The organism is Mycobacteroides franklinii (assembly GCF_001853795.1).
Lineage (GTDB): Bacteria > Actinomycetota > Actinomycetes > Mycobacteriales > Mycobacteriaceae > Mycobacterium > Mycobacterium franklinii.
Window position 1 is genome coordinate 1,659,704 of the sequence record NZ_MLIK01000019.1, and the last position, 18,301, is coordinate 1,678,004.

At 65.0% G+C, this 18,301-nt stretch carries 18 protein-coding genes and 1 pseudogene; 15 read left to right on the forward strand and 4 right to left on the reverse strand.

The genetic code is table 11. From position 1 onward, the window contains the following. Position 1: 1 nt before the first annotated feature. From BKG76_RS15640 to BKG76_RS15665, 6 genes are all read left to right on the forward strand, one after another. A complete protein-coding gene (locus BKG76_RS15640; RefSeq protein ID WP_070938427.1) occupies positions 2–838 on the forward strand; it encodes an alpha/beta fold hydrolase in 837 nt (278 codons plus the stop codon). A gap of 12 nt (positions 839–850) precedes the next feature. Beyond that, the gene (menD, locus tag BKG76_RS15645) at positions 851–2,473 is read left to right on the forward strand and encodes a 2-succinyl-5-enolpyruvyl-6-hydroxy-3-cyclohexene-1-carboxylic-acid synthase (RefSeq protein ID WP_070938428.1); all 1,623 of its coding nucleotides are present in this window, start codon (positions 851–853) and stop codon (positions 2,471–2,473) included. Continuing rightward, on the forward strand, positions 2,470–2,910 hold the full coding sequence (locus BKG76_RS15650; protein ID WP_109420766.1) for a DUF3592 domain-containing protein: 441 nt from the start codon (positions 2,470–2,472) through the stop codon (positions 2,908–2,910). Before menD ends, BKG76_RS15650 begins: the two co-directional genes overlap by 4 nt. A gap of 61 nt (positions 2,911–2,971) precedes the next feature. Beyond that, complete coding sequence (locus BKG76_RS15655; protein ID WP_070938430.1) at positions 2,972–4,114, forward strand: glycosyltransferase family 4 protein; 1,143 nt, start codon at positions 2,972–2,974, stop codon at positions 4,112–4,114. 591 nt (positions 4,115–4,705) lie between these two features. Next, a complete protein-coding gene (locus BKG76_RS15660) occupies positions 4,706–5,806 on the forward strand; it encodes a GGDEF domain-containing protein (protein WP_070938431.1) in 1,101 nt (366 codons plus the stop codon). Between the two features lie 52 nt (positions 5,807–5,858). Then, positions 5,859–6,542: a demethylmenaquinone methyltransferase gene (locus tag BKG76_RS15665; RefSeq protein WP_070938432.1), complete on the forward strand. Its 684-nt coding sequence runs from the start codon at positions 5,859–5,861 to the stop codon at positions 6,540–6,542. A gap of 71 nt (positions 6,543–6,613) precedes the next feature. Here the strand turns inward: BKG76_RS15665 and menJ are convergent, their stop codons facing one another. Then, complete coding sequence (gene menJ, locus BKG76_RS15670; protein ID WP_070938433.1) at positions 6,614–7,843, reverse strand: menaquinone reductase; 1,230 nt, start codon at positions 7,841–7,843, stop codon at positions 6,614–6,616. 38 nt (positions 7,844–7,881) lie between these two features. Here menJ and BKG76_RS15675 point away from each other — a divergent pair, with 38 nt between their 5' ends. Continuing rightward, positions 7,882–8,868 carry a polyprenyl synthetase family protein gene (locus tag BKG76_RS15675; RefSeq protein ID WP_070939274.1) on the forward strand — a complete coding sequence of 329 codons (987 nt, stop codon included), beginning with the start codon at positions 7,882–7,884 and terminating at the stop codon, positions 8,866–8,868. Positions 8,869–8,936: 68 nt separating this feature from the next. Further along, on the forward strand, positions 8,937–9,809 hold the full coding sequence (gene htpX / locus BKG76_RS15680) for a zinc metalloprotease HtpX (RefSeq protein ID WP_070939275.1): 873 nt from the start codon (positions 8,937–8,939) through the stop codon (positions 9,807–9,809). A 10-nt stretch (positions 9,810–9,819) separates the two neighbouring features. Here htpX and BKG76_RS15685 read toward each other — a convergent pair whose 3' ends face one another. Both BKG76_RS15685 and BKG76_RS15690 read right to left on the reverse strand, forming a co-directional pair. After that, positions 9,820–10,416 (reverse strand): TIGR03086 family metal-binding protein, encoded by a 597-nt coding sequence (locus tag BKG76_RS15685; protein ID WP_070938434.1) that lies wholly within the window; start codon positions 10,414–10,416, stop codon positions 9,820–9,822. After that, positions 10,416–10,856 (reverse strand): PaaI family thioesterase, encoded by a 441-nt coding sequence (locus BKG76_RS15690; RefSeq protein ID WP_070938435.1) that lies wholly within the window; start codon positions 10,854–10,856, stop codon positions 10,416–10,418. The genes BKG76_RS15685 and BKG76_RS15690 overlap by 1 nt, the downstream gene beginning before the upstream one ends. Positions 10,857–10,905: 49 nt before the next feature. On the opposite strand from BKG76_RS15690, the pseudogene BKG76_RS15695 reads away from it, so the two are divergent. Beyond that, positions 10,906–11,506 (forward strand): annotated as a pseudogene (locus BKG76_RS15695) (TetR/AcrR family transcriptional regulator). A 12-nt stretch (positions 11,507–11,518) separates the two neighbouring features. Here BKG76_RS15695 and BKG76_RS15700 read toward each other — a convergent pair. Then, positions 11,519–11,884, reverse strand: coding sequence for a DUF4873 domain-containing protein (locus BKG76_RS15700; RefSeq protein ID WP_070938437.1), 366 nt, complete (start codon positions 11,882–11,884; stop codon positions 11,519–11,521). 135 nt (positions 11,885–12,019) lie between these two features. On the opposite strand from BKG76_RS15700, the gene BKG76_RS15705 reads away from it, so the two are divergent. The 6 genes from BKG76_RS15705 to BKG76_RS15730 all read left to right on the forward strand — a co-directional run bounded on the left by BKG76_RS15705 (position 12,020) and on the right by BKG76_RS15730 (position 18,294). Then, positions 12,020–13,003: a diiron oxygenase gene (locus tag BKG76_RS15705; protein WP_070938438.1), complete on the forward strand. Its 984-nt coding sequence runs from the start codon at positions 12,020–12,022 to the stop codon at positions 13,001–13,003. A gap of 107 nt (positions 13,004–13,110) precedes the next feature. After that, a complete protein-coding gene (locus tag BKG76_RS15710) occupies positions 13,111–14,094 on the forward strand; it encodes an AurF N-oxygenase family protein (RefSeq protein WP_070938439.1) in 984 nt (327 codons plus the stop codon). Between the two features lie 92 nt (positions 14,095–14,186). After that, positions 14,187–15,791: a flavin-containing monooxygenase gene (locus BKG76_RS15715; protein ID WP_070938440.1), complete on the forward strand. Its 1,605-nt coding sequence runs from the start codon at positions 14,187–14,189 to the stop codon at positions 15,789–15,791. Positions 15,792–15,823: 32 nt separating this feature from the next. Then, positions 15,824–16,687: an SDR family NAD(P)-dependent oxidoreductase gene (locus BKG76_RS15720; RefSeq protein WP_070938441.1), complete on the forward strand. Its 864-nt coding sequence runs from the start codon at positions 15,824–15,826 to the stop codon at positions 16,685–16,687. A gap of 10 nt (positions 16,688–16,697) precedes the next feature. Continuing rightward, entirely contained in the window at positions 16,698–17,765 is a 1,068-nt protein-coding gene (locus tag BKG76_RS15725) for a ferredoxin--NADP reductase (protein WP_070938442.1), read from the forward strand. A gap of 37 nt (positions 17,766–17,802) precedes the next feature. Beyond that, a complete protein-coding gene (locus tag BKG76_RS15730) occupies positions 17,803–18,294 on the forward strand; it encodes a hypothetical protein (RefSeq protein ID WP_070938443.1) in 492 nt (163 codons plus the stop codon). Positions 18,295–18,301 lie beyond the last annotated feature (7 nt).

An 18,301-nucleotide genomic window follows, 5' to 3' on the forward strand; every position in this document is an offset into this window, starting at 1 on the left:
CGTGCCTCTCGCGAACATCAACGGCATCCAGATCAGCTACGACGACCGTGGACCCCTGGCGCTCGGCGCCTCGGGCGATCCTGTCGTCTTCATCTCCGGGCGTGGTGGCGCGGGGCGCAGCTGGCACCTGCATCAGGTGCCGGCCTTCCGCGCTGCCGGGTATCGCACCATCACCTTCAACAACCGGGGGATACCGCCGACCACCGAGTCGGCCGATGGCTTCACGCTGCAGGACATGGTGGACGACGCCGCGGCGCTCATCGAAGATCTCGGTGCCGCCCCGGCCCGGCTGGTGGGGTTCTCCATGGGCGCTCTCATCGCCCAGGAGCTCGCGCTCACCCGCCCCGATCTGGTGACCGCCGCCGTGTTCATGGGGACCCGTGGCCGTGAGGATTCCACGCGGTCGTTCTTCCGCAAGGCCGAGCTCGAGTTGTCCGCGTCAGGCGTCGAGGTACCGGCGGCGTACCAGGCGGCGATGCGCCTGCTGCTGAACTTCTCGCCGAAGACCCTCAACAACGATGCGGCCATCAAGGACTGGATCGACATGTTCACGCTGTGGCCGGAGCCGACCTCGGGCGGCATCGACCATCAGCGCAGCGCCATACCCGCTCCCGACCGGCCCGGTGCCTATGCGGATATCCGCGTCCCGTCGTTGGTCATCGGGTTCACCGACGATATGACCCTGCCGCCCTACCTTGGTAAAGAGGTGGCCGACGCGATTCCCGGTGCAAAGTACGTCGAGATCGCCGATGCCGGGCATCTGGGCTTCATCGAGCAGCCCGATGAGGTCAACCGCGTGATCCTGGAGTTCTTTGCGAGCACCGCTCGCACGGTATGACACCCTGAAGGCATGAACCCGTCGACCGCGCAGGCCCATGCCGTCGTCGACGAGCTCATCCGCGGCGGTGTCCGCGAGGTGGTGCTGTGCCCCGGTTCACGCAACGCCCCGCTGGCCTTCGCGCTGCACGATGCCGATAAGGCCGGCCGGTTGCGGCTGCATGTGCGCATCGACGAGCGCACCGCCGGCTTCTTGGCCGTGGGGCTTGCCGCCGCCAGCCGCTCCCCGGTTCCCGTGGCGATGACGTCCGGGACGGCGGTAGCCAACCTCGGCCCGGCGGTGGTGGAGGCCAACTATGCCCGGGTGCCCCTGATCGTGCTGTCCGCCAATCGCCCGTACGAACTGCTGGGCACTGGCGCCAATCAGACCATGGAGCAGCTGGGCTACTTCGGCACCCAGGTTCGCGCTGCCGTCAGCCTGGGTCTGGCGGAAGAGGGTTCGGAGAAGATCGAGGCGCAGAATCCGCACTGGCGTTCGGCGACCTGTCGAGTCCTGGCTGCGGCCAAGGGATCCCGCACCGCCAACGCCGGGCCCGTGCAGTTCGATATCCCACTGCGGGAACCGCTCGTGCCCGATCGTGACGGCGGCCCGGTACCCGCCGGACGTCCCGGTGGCGCCCCATGGACGTACACCCCGGACGTGACGTTCGATGAACCCGTCGAGATCGACCTGACCCCCGACACGGTGGTGATAGCGGGGCACGGCGCGGCCGCGCACCCGAATCTTTCGATGTTGCCCACGGTGGCCGAACCGACTGCGCCGCAACCCGATAACCCGGTTCATCCGCTGGCGCTCGCGCTGTTGCATCCGCAGCAGGTGATCATGCTGGGGCGGCCCACGCTGCATCGGCAGGTGTCATCGTTGCTGGCGGACAGCCGGATTCCGGTGTACGCGTTGACCACCGGGCCGCGCTGGCCCGATGTGTCCGGCAACTCGCAGGCCACCGGGACCCGGGCGATGACGTCCGGAAGCCCGGATGCCGGCTGGCTGCAACGGTGCGCCCACGCGCACCAGAAGGCACTCGATGCGGTGCGTGGGCAGCTGAGCACGCATCCCCTCACCACGGGTCTGCATGTGGCGGCGCAGGTATGTGGGTCATTGCGTGACGGGGACCAGCTGGTGCTCGGCGCCTCCAACCCGGTCCGCGATGCTGCTCTTGTCCCATGGGGCGCCAAAGATGTTCGCGTGCGCTCCAATCGGGGCGTTGCCGGTATCGACGGCACGATCTCGACGGCGATCGGCGCGGCGTTGGCGCACCAGGGTAGCCGCACGGTGGCGTTGATCGGCGATCTCACCTTTGTGCACGACAGCTCGGGCCTGCTGATCGGCCCGACCGAGCCGCGGCCCGACAACTTGACCATTGTGGTCTCAAATGACAACGGCGGCGGCATTTTCGAGCTGTTGGAGCAGGGCGACCCGCGATTCCGCGATGTGTCCTCGCGCATCTTCGGCACCCCGCACGATGTCGATATCGCGGCGCTGTGCCGGGCCTACCATGTGGATTCGCAATCCATCTCGGTCGAGGAGCTGGGCCCCGCACTGGACGAACCGGCCAGGGGCATCAGGGTTCTGGAGGTCAAGGCCGACCGCTCGACTCTGCGCGAGCTGCACGCCGCGATCAGGGCCGCTCTGTGAACCGGCGCTCTCGGGTCATCAAGAGAGTCCGGATCGGGGTGCTGGTACTGGCGGGATTGATGACCTTGCAGTCGCTGCTGTTGGTCGCCGGGGCCTGGCGCAATGACAAGGCCATCGAGCGGGATATGGGTGTCGCGTTGGCTGAGGTGCTCAGTGCGGGGCCGCGGCGATCCACCATCGAGTTCGTCACGCCCGAACGCGTCACGTACCGACCAGAATTGGGCGTTCTCTACCCGTCCGAGCTCAGCCCCGGTATGCGCATCTACGTTGAATACGACAAGGCAAACCCGGATTTGGTTCGCGTACAAGGGCGTAACGCATCACTGTCGATTGTGCCTGCGGGCTCCATCATCGTGGTGGTGTGGACGGTTGCCGGGACGTTGCTGCTGGGTCTTGCCTGGATGCAGCGCCGCAGCCCTGCTCCCGTTCATGCTTAAGTTTGCGTGACGTATGCCTGGGGGCAACCTAACTGCCAGTTGACACTGACATGCTGTCGATGTGCGCATCGCGATCGTCGCCGAGTCGTTCTTGCCGAACGTCAACGGAGTGTCCAATTCGGTGCTGCGGGTGCTGGAGCACCTCCGCCGCGCCGGACACGAGGCCGTCGTCATCGCGCCGGACAGCCCGCGCGGACAGACCCCCGCCGCCACCGAACACGAGGGCATTCCCGTGCACCGCGTGCCGGCGATCATGTTTCCCAAGGTGAGCACGCTGCCGCTGGGAGTCCCACAGCCGCGCATGGTGCGGATCCTTCGTGAGTTCGCGCCCGATGTGGTGCACCTGGCTTCGCCGTTCGTGCTGGGATACGGCGGACTGCGCGCCGCACAGCACCTCGACATCCCCGTCGTGGCCGTCTATCAGACCGACGTGGCGGGATTCGCCGACAGCTACGGCGCCGGTTTCGCCGCGCGTGCCGCATGGCGCTGGACCAAGCACCTGCACGGGCGTGCCGACCGCACGTTGGCACCGTCCTCCTCCGCGATGGAAGACCTTGCCGCGCATGGAATTCCAAGGGTATTTCGGTGGTCGCGCGGTGTGGACATCGAACGTTTCGCGCCCTCGGCGCGTGACGAGGAACTGCGCCGATCCTGGTCGCCCGAAGGTAAGCCGATCATCGGGTTCGTCGGTCGGCTTGCGCCCGAAAAGCATGTGGAGCGCCTCGCCGTGCTGGCCGATCGTGATGATCTGCAACTCGTCATCGTCGGCGGCGGCGTGGAGCGAGAGGCACTCGAAAAGCAGATGCCTACAGCGGTTTTCACCGGTGAGCTAACCGGTTCGGCGCTGTCGCGGGCATACGCCAGCCTCGATGTCTTCATCCACCCGGGAGAGCACGAGACGTTCTGTCAGGCGGTGCAGGAGGCACTGGCCAGCGGGGTGCCGTCCATCGCGCCCGACGCCGGCGGGCCGCGCGACTTGGTGGTGCCGGGGCGCAACGGCATGCTGCTGCCGGTTGCCGACTTCGAGGCGCGGCTGGGCATGGCGGTCGACCATCTGGTGCAGCCGGCGACGCGCAGCCGATTCTCGGCGGCCGCGCGGCGGGGAGTGCTGTCGCGCACCTGGCCCGCCATCTGCGATGAGCTGCTCGAGCACTACGCCGCGGCGGCGGGCACCACGCTTGGCCGCGGCATCATGACCGCCTGACTATTTCCTCGATACGCCCGCGGACTTGTTCAAAGGTGGGACGAATAATTCTGTGGGGCAGTTAGGCCGCGGCCGAACAGGCGCGCTCGCGCGATTCCCGGAAACTGGTAACGGCCATGGGCACAATGGTACGGTGCCGTTACGAGAATGCGAACGAATTGATCGTGCGGGGCGATTCCGTCACGGTCGGGGTAAGGCCTTCCTTGTGAGTTGGTGACGGCAACTACTGAGGTGGATCAGTGATGAATCACGGAATTTCTGGCGACCAATCAGGTTGTCGCCGTGCGGATTATGTCTCGACAGGCCCGGACCGTGGCGGTGCTGGCGCGTTACCGTTGCGGTCGCCCGCCCGGGCGGATAGGTCATGACAATGGTGATATGCGTTGATCGGCTCGGCCGATCATTTAATTCTGTTCGTGAGACCCGTGGTCTTTCGTAAAGAAAACCGACCCTTTTGAGTGGCAAATAATGGAGGTAGCGGATCGGCGCTCCTCGAAGCGGGGCGAGACTAACAATCTCGTAATTGAACCGCGGCCCGTAGATATTGACCGTCAGGGCCGCCGGTACGGGGTGACATATCGATTCCTCACAATGGCGCTGGAGACGACGAGAAACACCGCCCGATTGAAAATCGCCATTGGGGTGCTGTGTATGTCGATGACCGTGCTGGCGGTGATCGTGCAGTTCAATCCGCTGGGGCCGCAGGGTCTATGGCCGCGGACCATACATGGCATTGCTGCCGGTTCGGCGTTGCTGGTGGGTTTGGCGTGGATTGTGCGCCCATGGCCCAGCCGGCTCTGGGCCATTGCGTTCGTCTTCTGGGCTGACACGGCAACCGCTGTCGGCGCCAGCATGTGCTCTCAACCCGCATCGCAGCTCGGCGCCACCAACCACCTCGCCCTGATCGGGATCTTCGCGGCTTTCCTGCTGGGGTGGCGGGTGCTGGCCGCGCACTGTGTCTTCGCTACCGTCGTGATCACTGCCCTGACGCTGTGGAACGTTCATACCGGTGCCGCCACGCTATCCGAGCTGTACGTGTACAACGCCCCGGCGTACTCGAACGTGGTCTTCTTGCCCATCGTCATACAGGCCGTAATCGAAGGAGTGCGCAAGTCTATCCGGCGGAATGCCATTGCCGCACATAGTGATCCGCTCACCGGCCTACTCAACCGCCGGGGCGTGCAATCGGCCATGAGGGCCCGGCTACGTAGGGAACCGCGGCCCGCGGTCGTGGCGGTGTTCGTGGTGGACATCGATCATTTCAAGGAAGTCAATGATGCCTACGGCCACGATGTCGGCGACTCCACCTTGAAGAGGGTCGCCGATACGCTCGCCGCCGGCATCCGTCAGCGCGATATCGCCGCCCGCATCGGCGGGGACGAGTTCATGGTCGTGGCCTTTCTGGACCGCTCTGAGGACGTCGACACCGTGCTGGGGCGAATCTGCGACGCACCGTTGAAGACCGCCGAACCCATGGTTTCGATCAGCGTGGGCTCGGCCTGGCAGTACAGCTACGACGAAGACTTCACCTTCGAATCGCTCTCGCGAGAAGCCGATTTCAGCCTGTATGAGGCCAAGCGCGCCCGACAGAACCACAACGGCACTCGCGCCTGCACCTGTTATCCAGGCTACCCGGGGGCGCAAGGGCAATGCGATACGAACACGTGCGATACCAGTACACCGCGACGTTGACGCACGGGTGATCGCGTCGGCGGTAAAAGGGGCTGCCCTGTACCGTCACGGTATGAACCGCGCCACCCTGGAAAAGGATCCGCACGAGGTCGCGTCCATGTTCGACGCGGTGGCCAAGCGATATGACATCACCAATACCGTGCTCTCTTTCGGGCAGGACCGTTCCTGGCGCCGCGCCACTCGGGCGGCGCTGAAGTTGAAGCCCGGAGACAAGGTCCTCGACATCGCCGCGGGCACAGCAGTCTCGACGGCGGAACTCACCCAGTCGGGCGCGTGGTGCGTGGCGGCGGACTTCTCGGTCGGCATGCTCAAGGCGGGAGCCCGCCGCAACGTGCCGAAGGTCGCCGGAGATGCGACGCGGTTACCGTTCGCCGATCATTCGTTCGACGCGGTGACCATCAGCTTCGGCCTGCGCAATGTCGTCGATCACGTCGAAGGATTGCGTGAGATGGCTCGTGTCACCAAACCCGGTGGCCGCCTTGCGGTATGCGAGTTCTCGACACCGGTCAACCGGCCGTTCCGCACGCTGTACATGGAGTATCTGATGAAGACGCTGCCCGAAGTCGCGCGCGCCGTCAGTAGCAATCCGGATGCGTATGTGTACCTGGCCGAATCGATCCGGGCGTGGCCCGATCAGCAGGCGCTGGCACAGCAGATCCTCTCGGCCGGCTGGTCGAATGTGCGGTGGCGCAACCTGACCGGCGGCATCGTCGCGCTGCACGTCGCCACGCTCTAGCGCCTCCCGGACAACAGACGCTTATCGCACTTCTGTCCTGGAACTCCTCTGCACGACATGTCTGCTCGCGGTTAGGAAAAGGGCGGGCGGGAATCGAGATGCCGTGAACCGGCACCGGCGACCCGCCAGGCACGCGCGATCACGTCGTGATCCTCGTCGGTCACGAGATTCCCCATGAGGCGCACGGCAATCCGCATCAGCATCGCCGAACGCATGCCAACAGGCCCCATGACGGGCAGGAAGCGCGGCAAGGTGAGCAGCGAGGCGAGCCGCCGCGCGATCGAGAACGACCGCCCGTACCGATCCCGCAGCAGCTCGGGCCACAGCTGCGAGTAATCGTCGGCGTCGAGCACCTCGGCCGCCAGGTGACCGGTCTCGAGCCCGTAGTCGATGCCCTCGCCGTTGAGTGGATTGACGCACGCCGCGGCGTCGCCGATGAGCATCCAGTTGGAACCCGCCACGCCGGAGACCGCACCACCCATCGGCAGCAGTGCCGACGCTATCGATTGCAGCCGCCCGCTGAGGCCGAAGTCCTCGCGGCGCAGTTCGGTGTAGTACTCGATGAGCGGACGCAACGCCGCGTCGGCGGGGCGTTTAGAGGTGGCGAGTGCGCCGACACCGATGTTGATCTGTCCGCCGCCCAGCGGGAAGATCCAGCCGTATCCGGGCAGCACGTCGCCCTCGGGGGAGCGCAGCTCCAGATGCGAGGTCATCCATTCGTCGTCGCCACGCGCCGACTCGATGTACGCGCGCCCGGCGACGGCATACACGGTGTCCTTGTGCCACTCACGTCCAAGGACTTTCCCGAGGGTGGAGCGCACCCCGTCGGCGACGATGACGGCCTTACACGCGATCTCTCCCGGCCCGCTGTCGTTGAGCACCCGCACCGAGGTCACTCGGCCCGCGGCGTCGCGTTCCACGTCAACAGCCTTGGTGGACGCGGCCATCTTGGCGCCGGAGTCGACGGCCACCTGCCGGATCTTGTCGTCCAGTTCGGTGCGGCGTACCGCACTGCCGGTGCCCCCGAAAGACGGTCCGGGCCAGGGGACTTCGAGATTGCCGCCGAAGCCGTGCAGGCGCAGGCCTCGGTATCGGATGTGCTCGTCGAGCCACGGACGTAAGCCCAGCAACTCGAGCTGTTCGACGGCGCGCGGGGTCAGTCCGTCGCCGCAGGTCTTGTCTCGGGGGAACACCGCCGAATCGACCAGGACCACGTCACGGCCGGAGCGGGCCGCCCATGCCGCGGCCGCCGATCCGGCTGGGCCGGCACCGATGACGACCAGGTCCGCTGAGGTCTGCACCTTCCCAGTATGTTGGACCGGTGAGTAACTCGACCACGGTGGCCGGAGTTGACCTCGGTGATCCCGTATTCGCCGCCAAGGTGCGCGACCATTTGGCCGCCATCGAAACCCTCATCGTGACCGAGCTGGGGCAGTCGGACCCGCTGTTGACGGAGTCTGTGCTGCACCTTTTCCACGCCGGCGGTAAGCGTTTCCGCCCGCTGTTCACGGTGTTGGCGGCGCAGACCGGGCCCGATCCGGACAACGATGAGGTGATCCTCGCCGGTGCGGTGTGCGAGCTCATCCATCTGGCCACGCTGTACCACGACGACGTCATGGACGAGGCGCAGAAGCGCCGTGGAGTGCCCAGCGCCAACGCGCGGTGGGGCAACAACGTGGCAATCCTCGCCGGGGACTATCTGCTGGCCACAGCCTCCCGGCTGGTGTCCCGGCTGGGTCCGGCGGCCGTGCGGATCGTCGCCGAGACGTTCGCCGAGCTGGTCACCGGCCAGATGCGTGAGACTGTCGGGGTGCCCGAGGGCGGTGATGAGACCGAGCATTACCTCAAGGTGATCCACGAGAAGACCGGTTCACTGATCGCGGCGGCGGGTCGGTTTGGTGCGATGACGTCGCGCTGCGATGACGAGCAGATCGAACGGCTGAGCCGCCTGGGTGCCATCGTCGGCACGGCCTTCCAGATTTCCGACGACATCATCGACATCGAGAGCCTCACCGACGAGTCGGGCAAGACACCCGGCACGGACCTGCGTGAGGGAGTGCACACCTTGCCGATGTTGTACGCCCTGCGCGATACCGGTCCCGGCTCCGACCGGCTGCGCACCCTGCTGGCAGCACCCATCGCCGACGATGCCGAGGTGGAGGAGGCGCTCACCCTGCTGCGGGCCTCCAACGGACTCACACAAGCCAAGTCCGTCGTCATCGATTACGCCGACCGTGCCAAGGCCGAGCTGGTGGAGCTGCCACCGGGTGGTGCCCGCGACGCGCTGGCTGTGCTCATCGAGTACACCGTTCGCCGTCACGGGTAGCGCGCCTGGAACCCGAGCGGTCCCTTCTTCGTTAGCTTGAGTGACACCGAGTAACGAGGAGGATGAACATGCCGGCGGCAGGATCTAGCCACGCCAACGGGCTCAAGACAGTGCTGCTGCTGGGTGGCATGTCGGCGATGATCGTGTTCATCGGCTCGTTGTTTCACAGCCCGAGCATCTTGTTGCTGGCGGTTCTGTTCGCCGTGGGCATGAACGCGTATGTGTACTTCAAGAGCGACACCCTGGCGCTGCGCGCCATGCACGCCCAGCCGGTGACCGAGTTGCAGCAGCCCGCCATGTACCGGATCGTGCGGGAGCTGGCGACCGTCGCTCGCCAACCGATGCCCCGGCTGTACATCAGCGATACCAATGCGCCCAATGCGTTCGCCACGGGCCGCAATCCCCGCAACGCCGCGGTGTGTTGCACCACCGGCATTCTCGAACTGCTCAGCGAGCGTGAACTGCGCGCGGTGCTGGGCCACGAACTCTCGCACGTCTACAACCGCGACATCCTGATCTCCAGTGTCGCCGGCGCTCTGGCCGCCGTCATCTCGGGGCTGGCCAATATGGCGATGTTCATGAACTTCTTCGGTGGCGGTGACGAGGATCGCCCCAATCCCTTTGCGCTGTTTTTGGTTTCGATGCTGGGGCCCATTGCCGCCACGGTGGTGAAGATGGCCGTGTCTCGTTCGCGCGAGTATCAGGCCGACCAGTCCGGTGCCGAGCTGACGGGTGATCCGCTGGCGCTGGCCTCGGCGCTGCGCAAGATTTCCGGTGGGGTGCAGGCCGCGCCGCTGCCGCCCGAGCCACAGCTGGCCAGCCAGTCGCACCTGATGATCGCCAACCCGTTCCGGGCCAGTGACCGGATGGCGTCGCTGTTCTCGACGCATCCCCCGATGGCCGATCGCATTGCGCGCCTTGAGGCGATGGCCCGTTTCTAGCCCCGAAGGGCTAACCGACCGGACGTCCGCTCAGCGCCGCCAGGCGGTCGAGTATCGGTGCATCCGCGGCAACGGGCTGCGGGGTACCGAACTTCCCCGACCGGGCGAATGCGGCGGCAAGTTTCTCCACGAATCCCAGCGCGTTCTGGACGAGGTCGAGGGGCAGGTCCGCGGGAATTCCGGTGGCCTGCGCCAGATCCCAGCCATGCGTCACCAGGTCGGCCATGCGGACCTGAAGTTGTCTTTCGCCGGTGGTGTGCGCGAATGGGCCGGGATAGGTCTGATCCAGCACGCCGGGACGTGCCAGTGCGTCACTCAGCGCCTGCGCTGATCGGCGGTAGGCGGCCGCCGGGTCGTCGCAGGTGTCTCCGCCGGGGCCACCGAAGCGTTGGGCCAGTGAGTAGTTCACCTCGACGAGATGTTCCACCAACTGGCGCAGATTCCATTCCGCGCACGGCGTCGCGGCATCCCACTGGTCCGGGTGCACCGCCGCGATCAGTGCCTCAATGGCCGCCGAGGCGCGCGTGAAGTCCTCGGCGCTCGTTTGTGCTCGATCTTCTTCGCGCGAGCCGCTCATCAGCACCCGATCTTCGTCGCGCGCGCTCATCAGCGGTACACCATGACGGTGGTGGTGCCGTGCGCCACCAACCTGCCCTGGGAGTCCACAACCTTGCCCTCGGCCGTCGCCACTCGGCGGCCCGGGTGCAGCACGGTGCCCGTGGCGATCAGGCGTTCGCCGTCGACGGGGACGGTCCGGACGTAGTTGACCTTGAGTTCGAGTGTCCCGTAACCAACTCCGGGTTCGAGGGTGGAGTGCACCGCACAGCCCAGCACCGAATCGAGCAGTGTGGCGCAGATACCGCCGTGCAAAGTGCCCAGCGGATTGGCGAAGTCAGGCCGGGTCACCACGCTGAACGAGACCGACCCGAACTCGATCTCCTCCAGCTGCATCCCGAGGAGACGGGCCATGGGAGGTGTCCCCTCGACCGTCCCGCCCATGCTGCGCAGTAGCTCCAGTCCGGACAGGTTCTCGATTTCCGTGGTCATGGCCACCCTTCCGCGTAGACTGATTGGTCCATGCCGACGGTAGCAGGGCATGGACCGATTGGTCCATATCGGGTGAGGAGGACGAGGTGACACCGGGTCCGCGGCAACGGCTGATCGACAGTGCGATCGCGATGATGCGTGAACGCGGGGTGCATGCCACCGGCCTTGCTGACCTGCTGAAACGCAGCGGCACTGCGCGTAACTCCATCTATCAGCATTTCCCGGAGGGCAAGGCGGAGCTCATTGCCGCGGCCGAGCGCGAGGCGTCGGAGCTTGCCAACGGATTCCTCGACGCGCTGAGGGTCCGGGGAGACGCCGAATACCTCCTGACGAAGTTCATCGCATGGTGGGTCAAACAGCTCGAGACCCACGATTTCGACACCGGCTGCCCCCACGCTGCGGCCGCGCTCGCCGGGCCGGGGGAGGGGCAAATCCGTGCCGCGGCGCACGATGCCTTCGTGGCGATGCGGGCCCGGCTGGCGGAGTCCTTTCGTGATTCGGGGGTGACCGAAGGCGTCGACAGCCTGGCATCGCTCACGGTCAGTGCGATCGAAGGTGCGCTATTGCAGGCGCAGGCCGCGCGCTCGGTACAGCCGCTGCGCGAGGTTGAGTATGAGTTGACTGCGCTCATCCGTGCGCGGGCACGGTAAGAGCGAAAGCCCTTATTCTGCTTGGACTTCCGAGAGATCGGTGGGCACGTGGAACGGCGGAGTGCTCTTCCCGATGACCCGGTACCGATTCCATGGGTCGGGGTCGCCGATGAACGCATCGCGGGCGCTGTGTGTGGTGCGGATGGTTGCCTTAACCCGCGCCTCGTCTCCGACGATCGCGCTCAGCTGGTCGTTCGGCCTGATGCGGCCGATCCAGCGGAAGACGCCGTCGATCGGCTCGCTATAGCCCTTCAGCTCCAGCTCGACCGGGATGTCGACACCGCGAACGGTCACTGTCGCCTCGCCGATGTAGTCCGAATCGTCGTGTGGGCTGTGGGTGAAGACGCTGTTGGCGTCGTCCTGGCGGGGAAGGCTCATGTCTCTCCGTCCGGCTTGGTTGCCTCTTGACAATCGGGACACCGCCCCGACAGACTCGCTGACATTGTCGTAACAAACAGTACCCCATACTTTTGGGTACGGATACTTGATCTTGGCTGATCAGAAGGCAGTGACGTGACGTCCAGCAGTTACAAAGACATCAATTACGCCGACCGTGACTTCACCCCGGCCACCACTGTCGATGGCGAGGTGCCTACTCGGCGGCGGCGAGTGGGCGATCGGCTCAAAACCGCTCGCCGGCTGCTCTTCGAGGCGACGGAACTCAGCTATGACCCCGAGCTGGACATCGATTGGGATGCGCCGCTGGACTCGGGCAAGCACTGGCTGGCCGCACCTCGGGTGTCGATCTACGGCACGCCGGAGTGGGATGCGCTTTCGGTTGCGCAGCAAGAGGAGTTGGTACGCCGGGAGCTGGTCAGTCTGCTCAGTTTCGTGATGGATGCACAGGGCGCACTGGCGTCGCTGATGTTCCGCGACGTCATCGAGGGCAACACCCTGGCCGACGATTACACCCGGTTCCTGTTGGCCAGTGTCCGCGATATCAGCCGCAACGCCACCATGGTCGGCCGGCTGATCAACAAAACGGGGCTGGAGCTGCAGCCCGCCCCCGTGGTGGTGCAGCGTCTGCAACGGTTCTGCGTTCCGCTCATTCCGCACGGCCCGCTGGGGCGCGGCTTCGTTCTGTTGTTGCACAGGCTGATTCATGGGTTGATGGGCGAGCTTGAGGCCGACGAGCTGGCTCAGCCAGTGGTCCGGCAGGTCGCGAAGATCTGCGTTCTGGTCAGCCGTCGTCAGCTCGAGTTCGCCGAGGACGAGCTGTACCGAGCTACGGACACCCGCAAGTACCTCCCAGCGGCCTGGGCGGACGTATCACTCGCGCTGCTGACGGTGTTGGTGACGTCATTGATCGTCCGGCCGCAGGTCTACGCCGGCGTGGGCCTGACCTCGAGGAGGGGGCGCCGCGCGGCCGCGCGCAGCGAGAACATTCGCCACCGGAATGCGGCGCTGCTGGGTCGATACTTCGAGGTCGCCGAGGGCGCGGGGATGTTCAGAACTGCTGCTGCACGGGCGATTCTCGGAGGTCATGGGCTTCTTTGACGTCGCGTGAGGCATTGACAAACCGGCGCGCGAGGATGAGACTCAGATTAGCGGTATGAAGAGTAACGGATACTCGAAGTAATGAATAAAACGGGAGGGCGGGATCAATGACGACCATCGACCAGCCAAGGGCTCTGCACGAGGCCGGCGCCTCGTCGGTACGGGGCAAGTCCGTCGGGGATCGGGAGAAGACCGCGCAACGGCTGTTGCGCTCGGCCGCGGAACGCGCCTACGACGGCGAGGTCGATATCGACTGGGACGCCCCGGTGGTGCCCGGCTTGTACTGGGCCACGCCGCGCCGGACGTCGCTGTACGGCACCACGCTGTGGGACAAGCTGACTCAGGAACAGCGCATCGAGCTGACGCGCCATGAGCTGGGCTCCGTGTTGAGCTTCGGTATCTACGTCGAGACCGGTCTCAGCGCCATGCTGTGGCGGCAGGTTGTCGAGCAGAATGGGGGAGCGACCGATCACGGCCGCTATGCGCTGACCGAGATCAGCGAAGAAGCGCGGCACTCCACCATGTTTGGCCGCCTGGTGAACAAGCTCGGCATCGAGCCGTACACCTATCCGAAGTTCGCGACGCGCGTCATCCGGCTCCTCGGTTTGGTACCACTGGGCCCCTCGGGGCTCGGCACCCTGCTGCTGGTCGAGGAGGTGCTGGACCGTGCGCAGCGGGAAACGATGATGGATGAGACGGTGCAGCCGCATGCCCGTCAGCTCATGAAGATCCACGTGCTGGAAGAGGCGCGGCATATCACTTATGCGCGTGAGGAACTGGTCCGACAGATCGCCGAGCGGGGACCGGTCTCCAACGCGTTCCATCGAGCGGTCTTCGCCCTGTCGGTGATCGGTATCTATCCGGTGCTCTTCAATCCGAAGGCCTACCGGTCGGTGGGAATCCATCCTCTCCGTGGTTTGTTCACCTTCCTGACCTCCCCGCATTATCGCGAAAATGCGACCTGGGTTTCGGAGCCCCTGATGCGTTTCATGCACGAGATCGGTTTCCTGGACGGCAAATTCACCGGCCGACTGCTGCGGATGTCCCGCGCGATGCCCGAAGACATTTTGGCCGAGATCAAGGCGCGGTAAGCGCGGCAATCGAACTGGCTCGTTGCCGGTGCAATGAGCCAGGTTCAGCCATGTCCAGGGTCTACCCGTGAAACAGAAAGAGATTGCACCACATGACTGTTACCGAAGCATCGCGCGAAGAGGAGCAACCCGGAACCGCAGACGATAGCGGTTCGTCGGAGCCCATCCGCATTCGCGCGTTGATTGTCGGCACGGGGTTCTCGGGTATTGGCGCGGGAATTGCCTTGCAGAGAATGGGAGTACCGTTCCTCATCCTTGAGAAGGCAGGCGAGGTAGGCGGAACATGGCGCGATAACACCTATCCCGGTGCGGCATGTGATGTGCCTACCCATCTGTATTCTTTCTCCTTCGAGCCGCGATCGAACTGGGAACAGCTCTTCTCCCGGCAGCCCGAGATCTTTGACTACCTGAAGGAAGTCGCCGCCAAATACGGCCTTTATCGGCACGTCACCTTCAACACACGCGTCACCCGCGGGTACTGGGATGAGGACGAGTACCGCTGGCATGTTTTCACCGATAGCGGCCAGGAGTACATCTGCCAGTTCCTCATCTCGGGGGTCGGTGCCCTGCACATCCCGAGCATCCCGGGGATCGAGGGCCTTGACCGCTTCGAGGGACCGGTCTTCCACTCGGCGCAGTGGAACCATGACTTCGACCTGACCGGCAAAAAGGTCGCGGTAATCGGTACGGGCGCCAGCGCTATTCAGTTTGTCCCCGAGATTGTCGGGAAGGTCGGTGAGCTGAAGCTGTTCCAGCGCACTCCGCCGTGGGTGCTGCCACGCACCAATGTCGAGTTCGGCGCATTGGCCAAACGGGCGTTCGCGAGTGTTCCCGGCCTGCGCGCGCTGTTCCGCAGCGGCATGTACTTCGGCGCGGAGGCCGGTGCGTACGCGATGAATCGCAGGCCTGCCTTGTTGAAAGGTGTTGAGCTGCTGGGCCGTGCGTACATCAAGAGCCAGATCTCCGATCCAGAAGTACGCCGGAAGGTGACACCCGATTACCGCGCGGGGTGCAAACGCCTGTTGGGATCTGGGACGTACTACAAGGCCATCGATAACCCGAAAACGGAATTGGTCACCGAGTCCATCACCGGGGTGACCGCGGACGGCGTCATCACCAGTGACGGGATAGAACGCAAGGTCGACGCCATCATCTTCGGCACCGGTTTCCACGTCACCGACTCGTACAAGTATCTGGACCTGAAGGGGCAGCGCGGTGAGGACCTCGGCGACCGTTGGTCGAGGGAAGGGGTCGCCGCTCACCGCGGCATCACCATCGCCGGCATGCCCAACCTTTTCTTCCTCCTCGGGCCCAATACGGGCCTGGGCCACAACTCGATCGTGTTCATGATCGAATCGCAGATCCACTACGTCACCGAGGCGATCAAACGCGTCGACGGGGCGTACGCCCAGGCGATTGTGCCCACCCGCGAGGCCCAGGACCGCTTCAATGCCGAGGTCCAACGCAAGCTGGAGGGCTCGGTGTGGAATAGCGGCGGTTGCCAGAGCTGGTACCTGGATGAGCATGGCAAGAACCGGACACTGTGGTCGGGATTCACCTTCGAATACTGGTCGCAGACAAGAAGGGTCGACCCCACCGAGTACGAGTTCGAGGGTGCGGTGCGCCCGGCTGTTCGCAAGACCGTTCCCCTGGTGAACGGGCCCCGGCAGACGTCGCCGAGCATGGCCACAAACTAGCCGTTTTCCCCGTCCCACAGAAGCGAGAAACGATGAAGGACTTCGACAACAAGGTCGCCGTAATCACCGGTGCCGGTTCGGGTATCGGCCGCAGCCTGGCGTTGGCACTGGCGCAGCGCGGTGCGCGGCTGGCACTCTCGGACATCGACACCGCCGGGGTGGCCGACACCGCGGGACGTTGCGAGAAAGCAGGTGCGACCGCGATCCCGTTCGAACTCGATGTCGCCGACCGCAGCGCCGTCTACGCCCATGCCGCCGACGTCAAGAACGAGTTCGGTCAGGTCAACCTGGTGTTCAACAACGCCGGGGTGGCGCTGTCGGCCGATGTCAAGGACATGGAATGGGATGACTTCGACTGGTTGATGAATATCAACTTCTGGGGAGTCGCCCACGGCACCAAGGCCTTCCTGCCGCATCTGATCGAGTCCGGCGACGGTCATCTCGTCAACGTGTCGTCGGTGTTTGGATTTATGGGCATACCTTCCCAGAGTGCCTATAACGCAGCGAAATTCGCTGTTCGCGGCTTCACCGAGGCGCTGCGTCAGGAGATCCGGGCGGCGAAGTACCCCGTCGGTGTCACCTGTGTGCACCCCGGTGGCATCAAGACCAACATCGCATCGAGCGCGCGCGGTATCCCAGAGGGCGTCGACCGGGAAACCGTCCGGAAAGGATTCCAGCTCGCGGCCATCACCCGGCCGGACTCGGCCGCACGGATCATTCTGCGTGGGGTGGAGAAGAATCGGCCACGCGTGTTGATCGGTCCCGATGCCAGGGTGTTCGACGCCATACCGCGCGTCATCGGACCGCGCTACGGGGACCTGATGGCGCCCTTCTATGGCATCGGCAAGTACGGGGTCGGCAAAAAGATCGCGGCCCGCTTCGGCATCGAACTCTAGGCGGCGGCCGATGACAGACATCGCTACTCCCGACGCGCGCAGGGTGACCGGAAATCCTCATGTTCACTCTCTCGAGGTCGTCGAGATCATCAGGGAGACAGGGGATGCCGTTTCCCTGGTGTTCGAAGTGCCGGATGCACTCGTCGACGCTTTCCGCTACCGGCCGGGCCAGTTTCTGACGCTGAAGGTCCCCAGTGAGCAGACAGGCTCGGTGGCCCGCTGTTACTCGTTGTCCAGTTCACCGCACCTTGACGACGACCTCGTGGTCACCATCAAACGCACCGACGGCGGGTATGCGTCGAACTGGCTGTGCGACAACGTCGGTGTTGGAGACCACATCACCGTGCTGACTCCCTCCGGGGTCTTCGTTCCGCGCTCGCTGGACGGCGACTTCTTGTTGATTGCCGCCGGAAGCGGCATCACCCCGATGCTGTCCATCGCCAAGTCGGTGCTGCTCGGTGGTGCGGGAACCGTGTATCTCTTCTACGCGAACCGCGACGAGCAGAGCGTGATCTTCGGCGCCGAGATCGACGACATCATGGTGGAATTCCCGGATCGGCTGCGCGTCGTGCACTGGCTCGAAGCCGAACGCGGCCTGCCCACCCGCGACGCCATGTCCGAGATGTTCACCGCCTACACGCGGTACAGCACGTACATCTGCGGCCCCGCACCGTTCATGACGGAGGCCCGGGCCGCGTTGTCGGCCGTCGGAATGCCCGCCAAGCACATTCACATCGAGCTCTACCAGTCTCTGTCCGGTGACCCGTTTGCCGACATCGTCATCCCGCACGGTGGCGAGGATGCGGCCCGGGCAACTGTGGAGCTCGACGGCACACAGGTCACCGTCGAGTGGCCCAGGAACACCCCGCTGCTCGATGTGCTGCTCGCGCAGGGCATCGACGCGCCGTACTCGTGCCGTGAAGGCGCATGCAGTGCGTGCGCCTGCACCGTGCGCCGCGGCGAGGTGCGGATGCTGCGCAACGACACCCTGGTCGAGGCCGACCTCGCGATGGGGTTGACCCTCGCATGTCAGGCCGTTCCGGTCACGGACAGTGTCGATATCGCCTTCGACCAGTAGCCGCGAGATCACGCGCGAACTTGGATATGGTCACGGGATGCGTATCCTGCCCATCCTTGGCGCTGTGACCGGCGTCGTCGCTGCCATGATGTTGGCAGGCACGGCGACCGCCGACCCGGACACCCCGAATCCCCTTGACCCGTCCGGGCTTCCGAATGTCAACGGACTCACCCCGGTATCGCCGCTGGAGTACAGCACGTTGGCCGACACCGCGTACGGCTTCACCATCCCCGGCGGAATCTCCTGCCTGATCAAGCGCGCCGACGCGAGCTACGGCTGCAGCGGACCGTTGCCCGGCGCCCCCAACGGAGCGAACCTCGTCAGCGGCAGCAATGCCCCCGGTTTCGCGAGCACCGACCGGCCGATCTACGGCCTCGGCGGCGAGCCGTTCAAGCCACTGCCGCCGGGATCCCGGTTGAGCTACCGCGAAGTGAGTTGCGGTCTGGATGGGGGTGGCACGCTGACCTGCGTCAACAATCGCTGGCAGAACGGCTTCGTGGTTGGCCCGGGCGGCAGCTACACCACGTAGCGGCCGG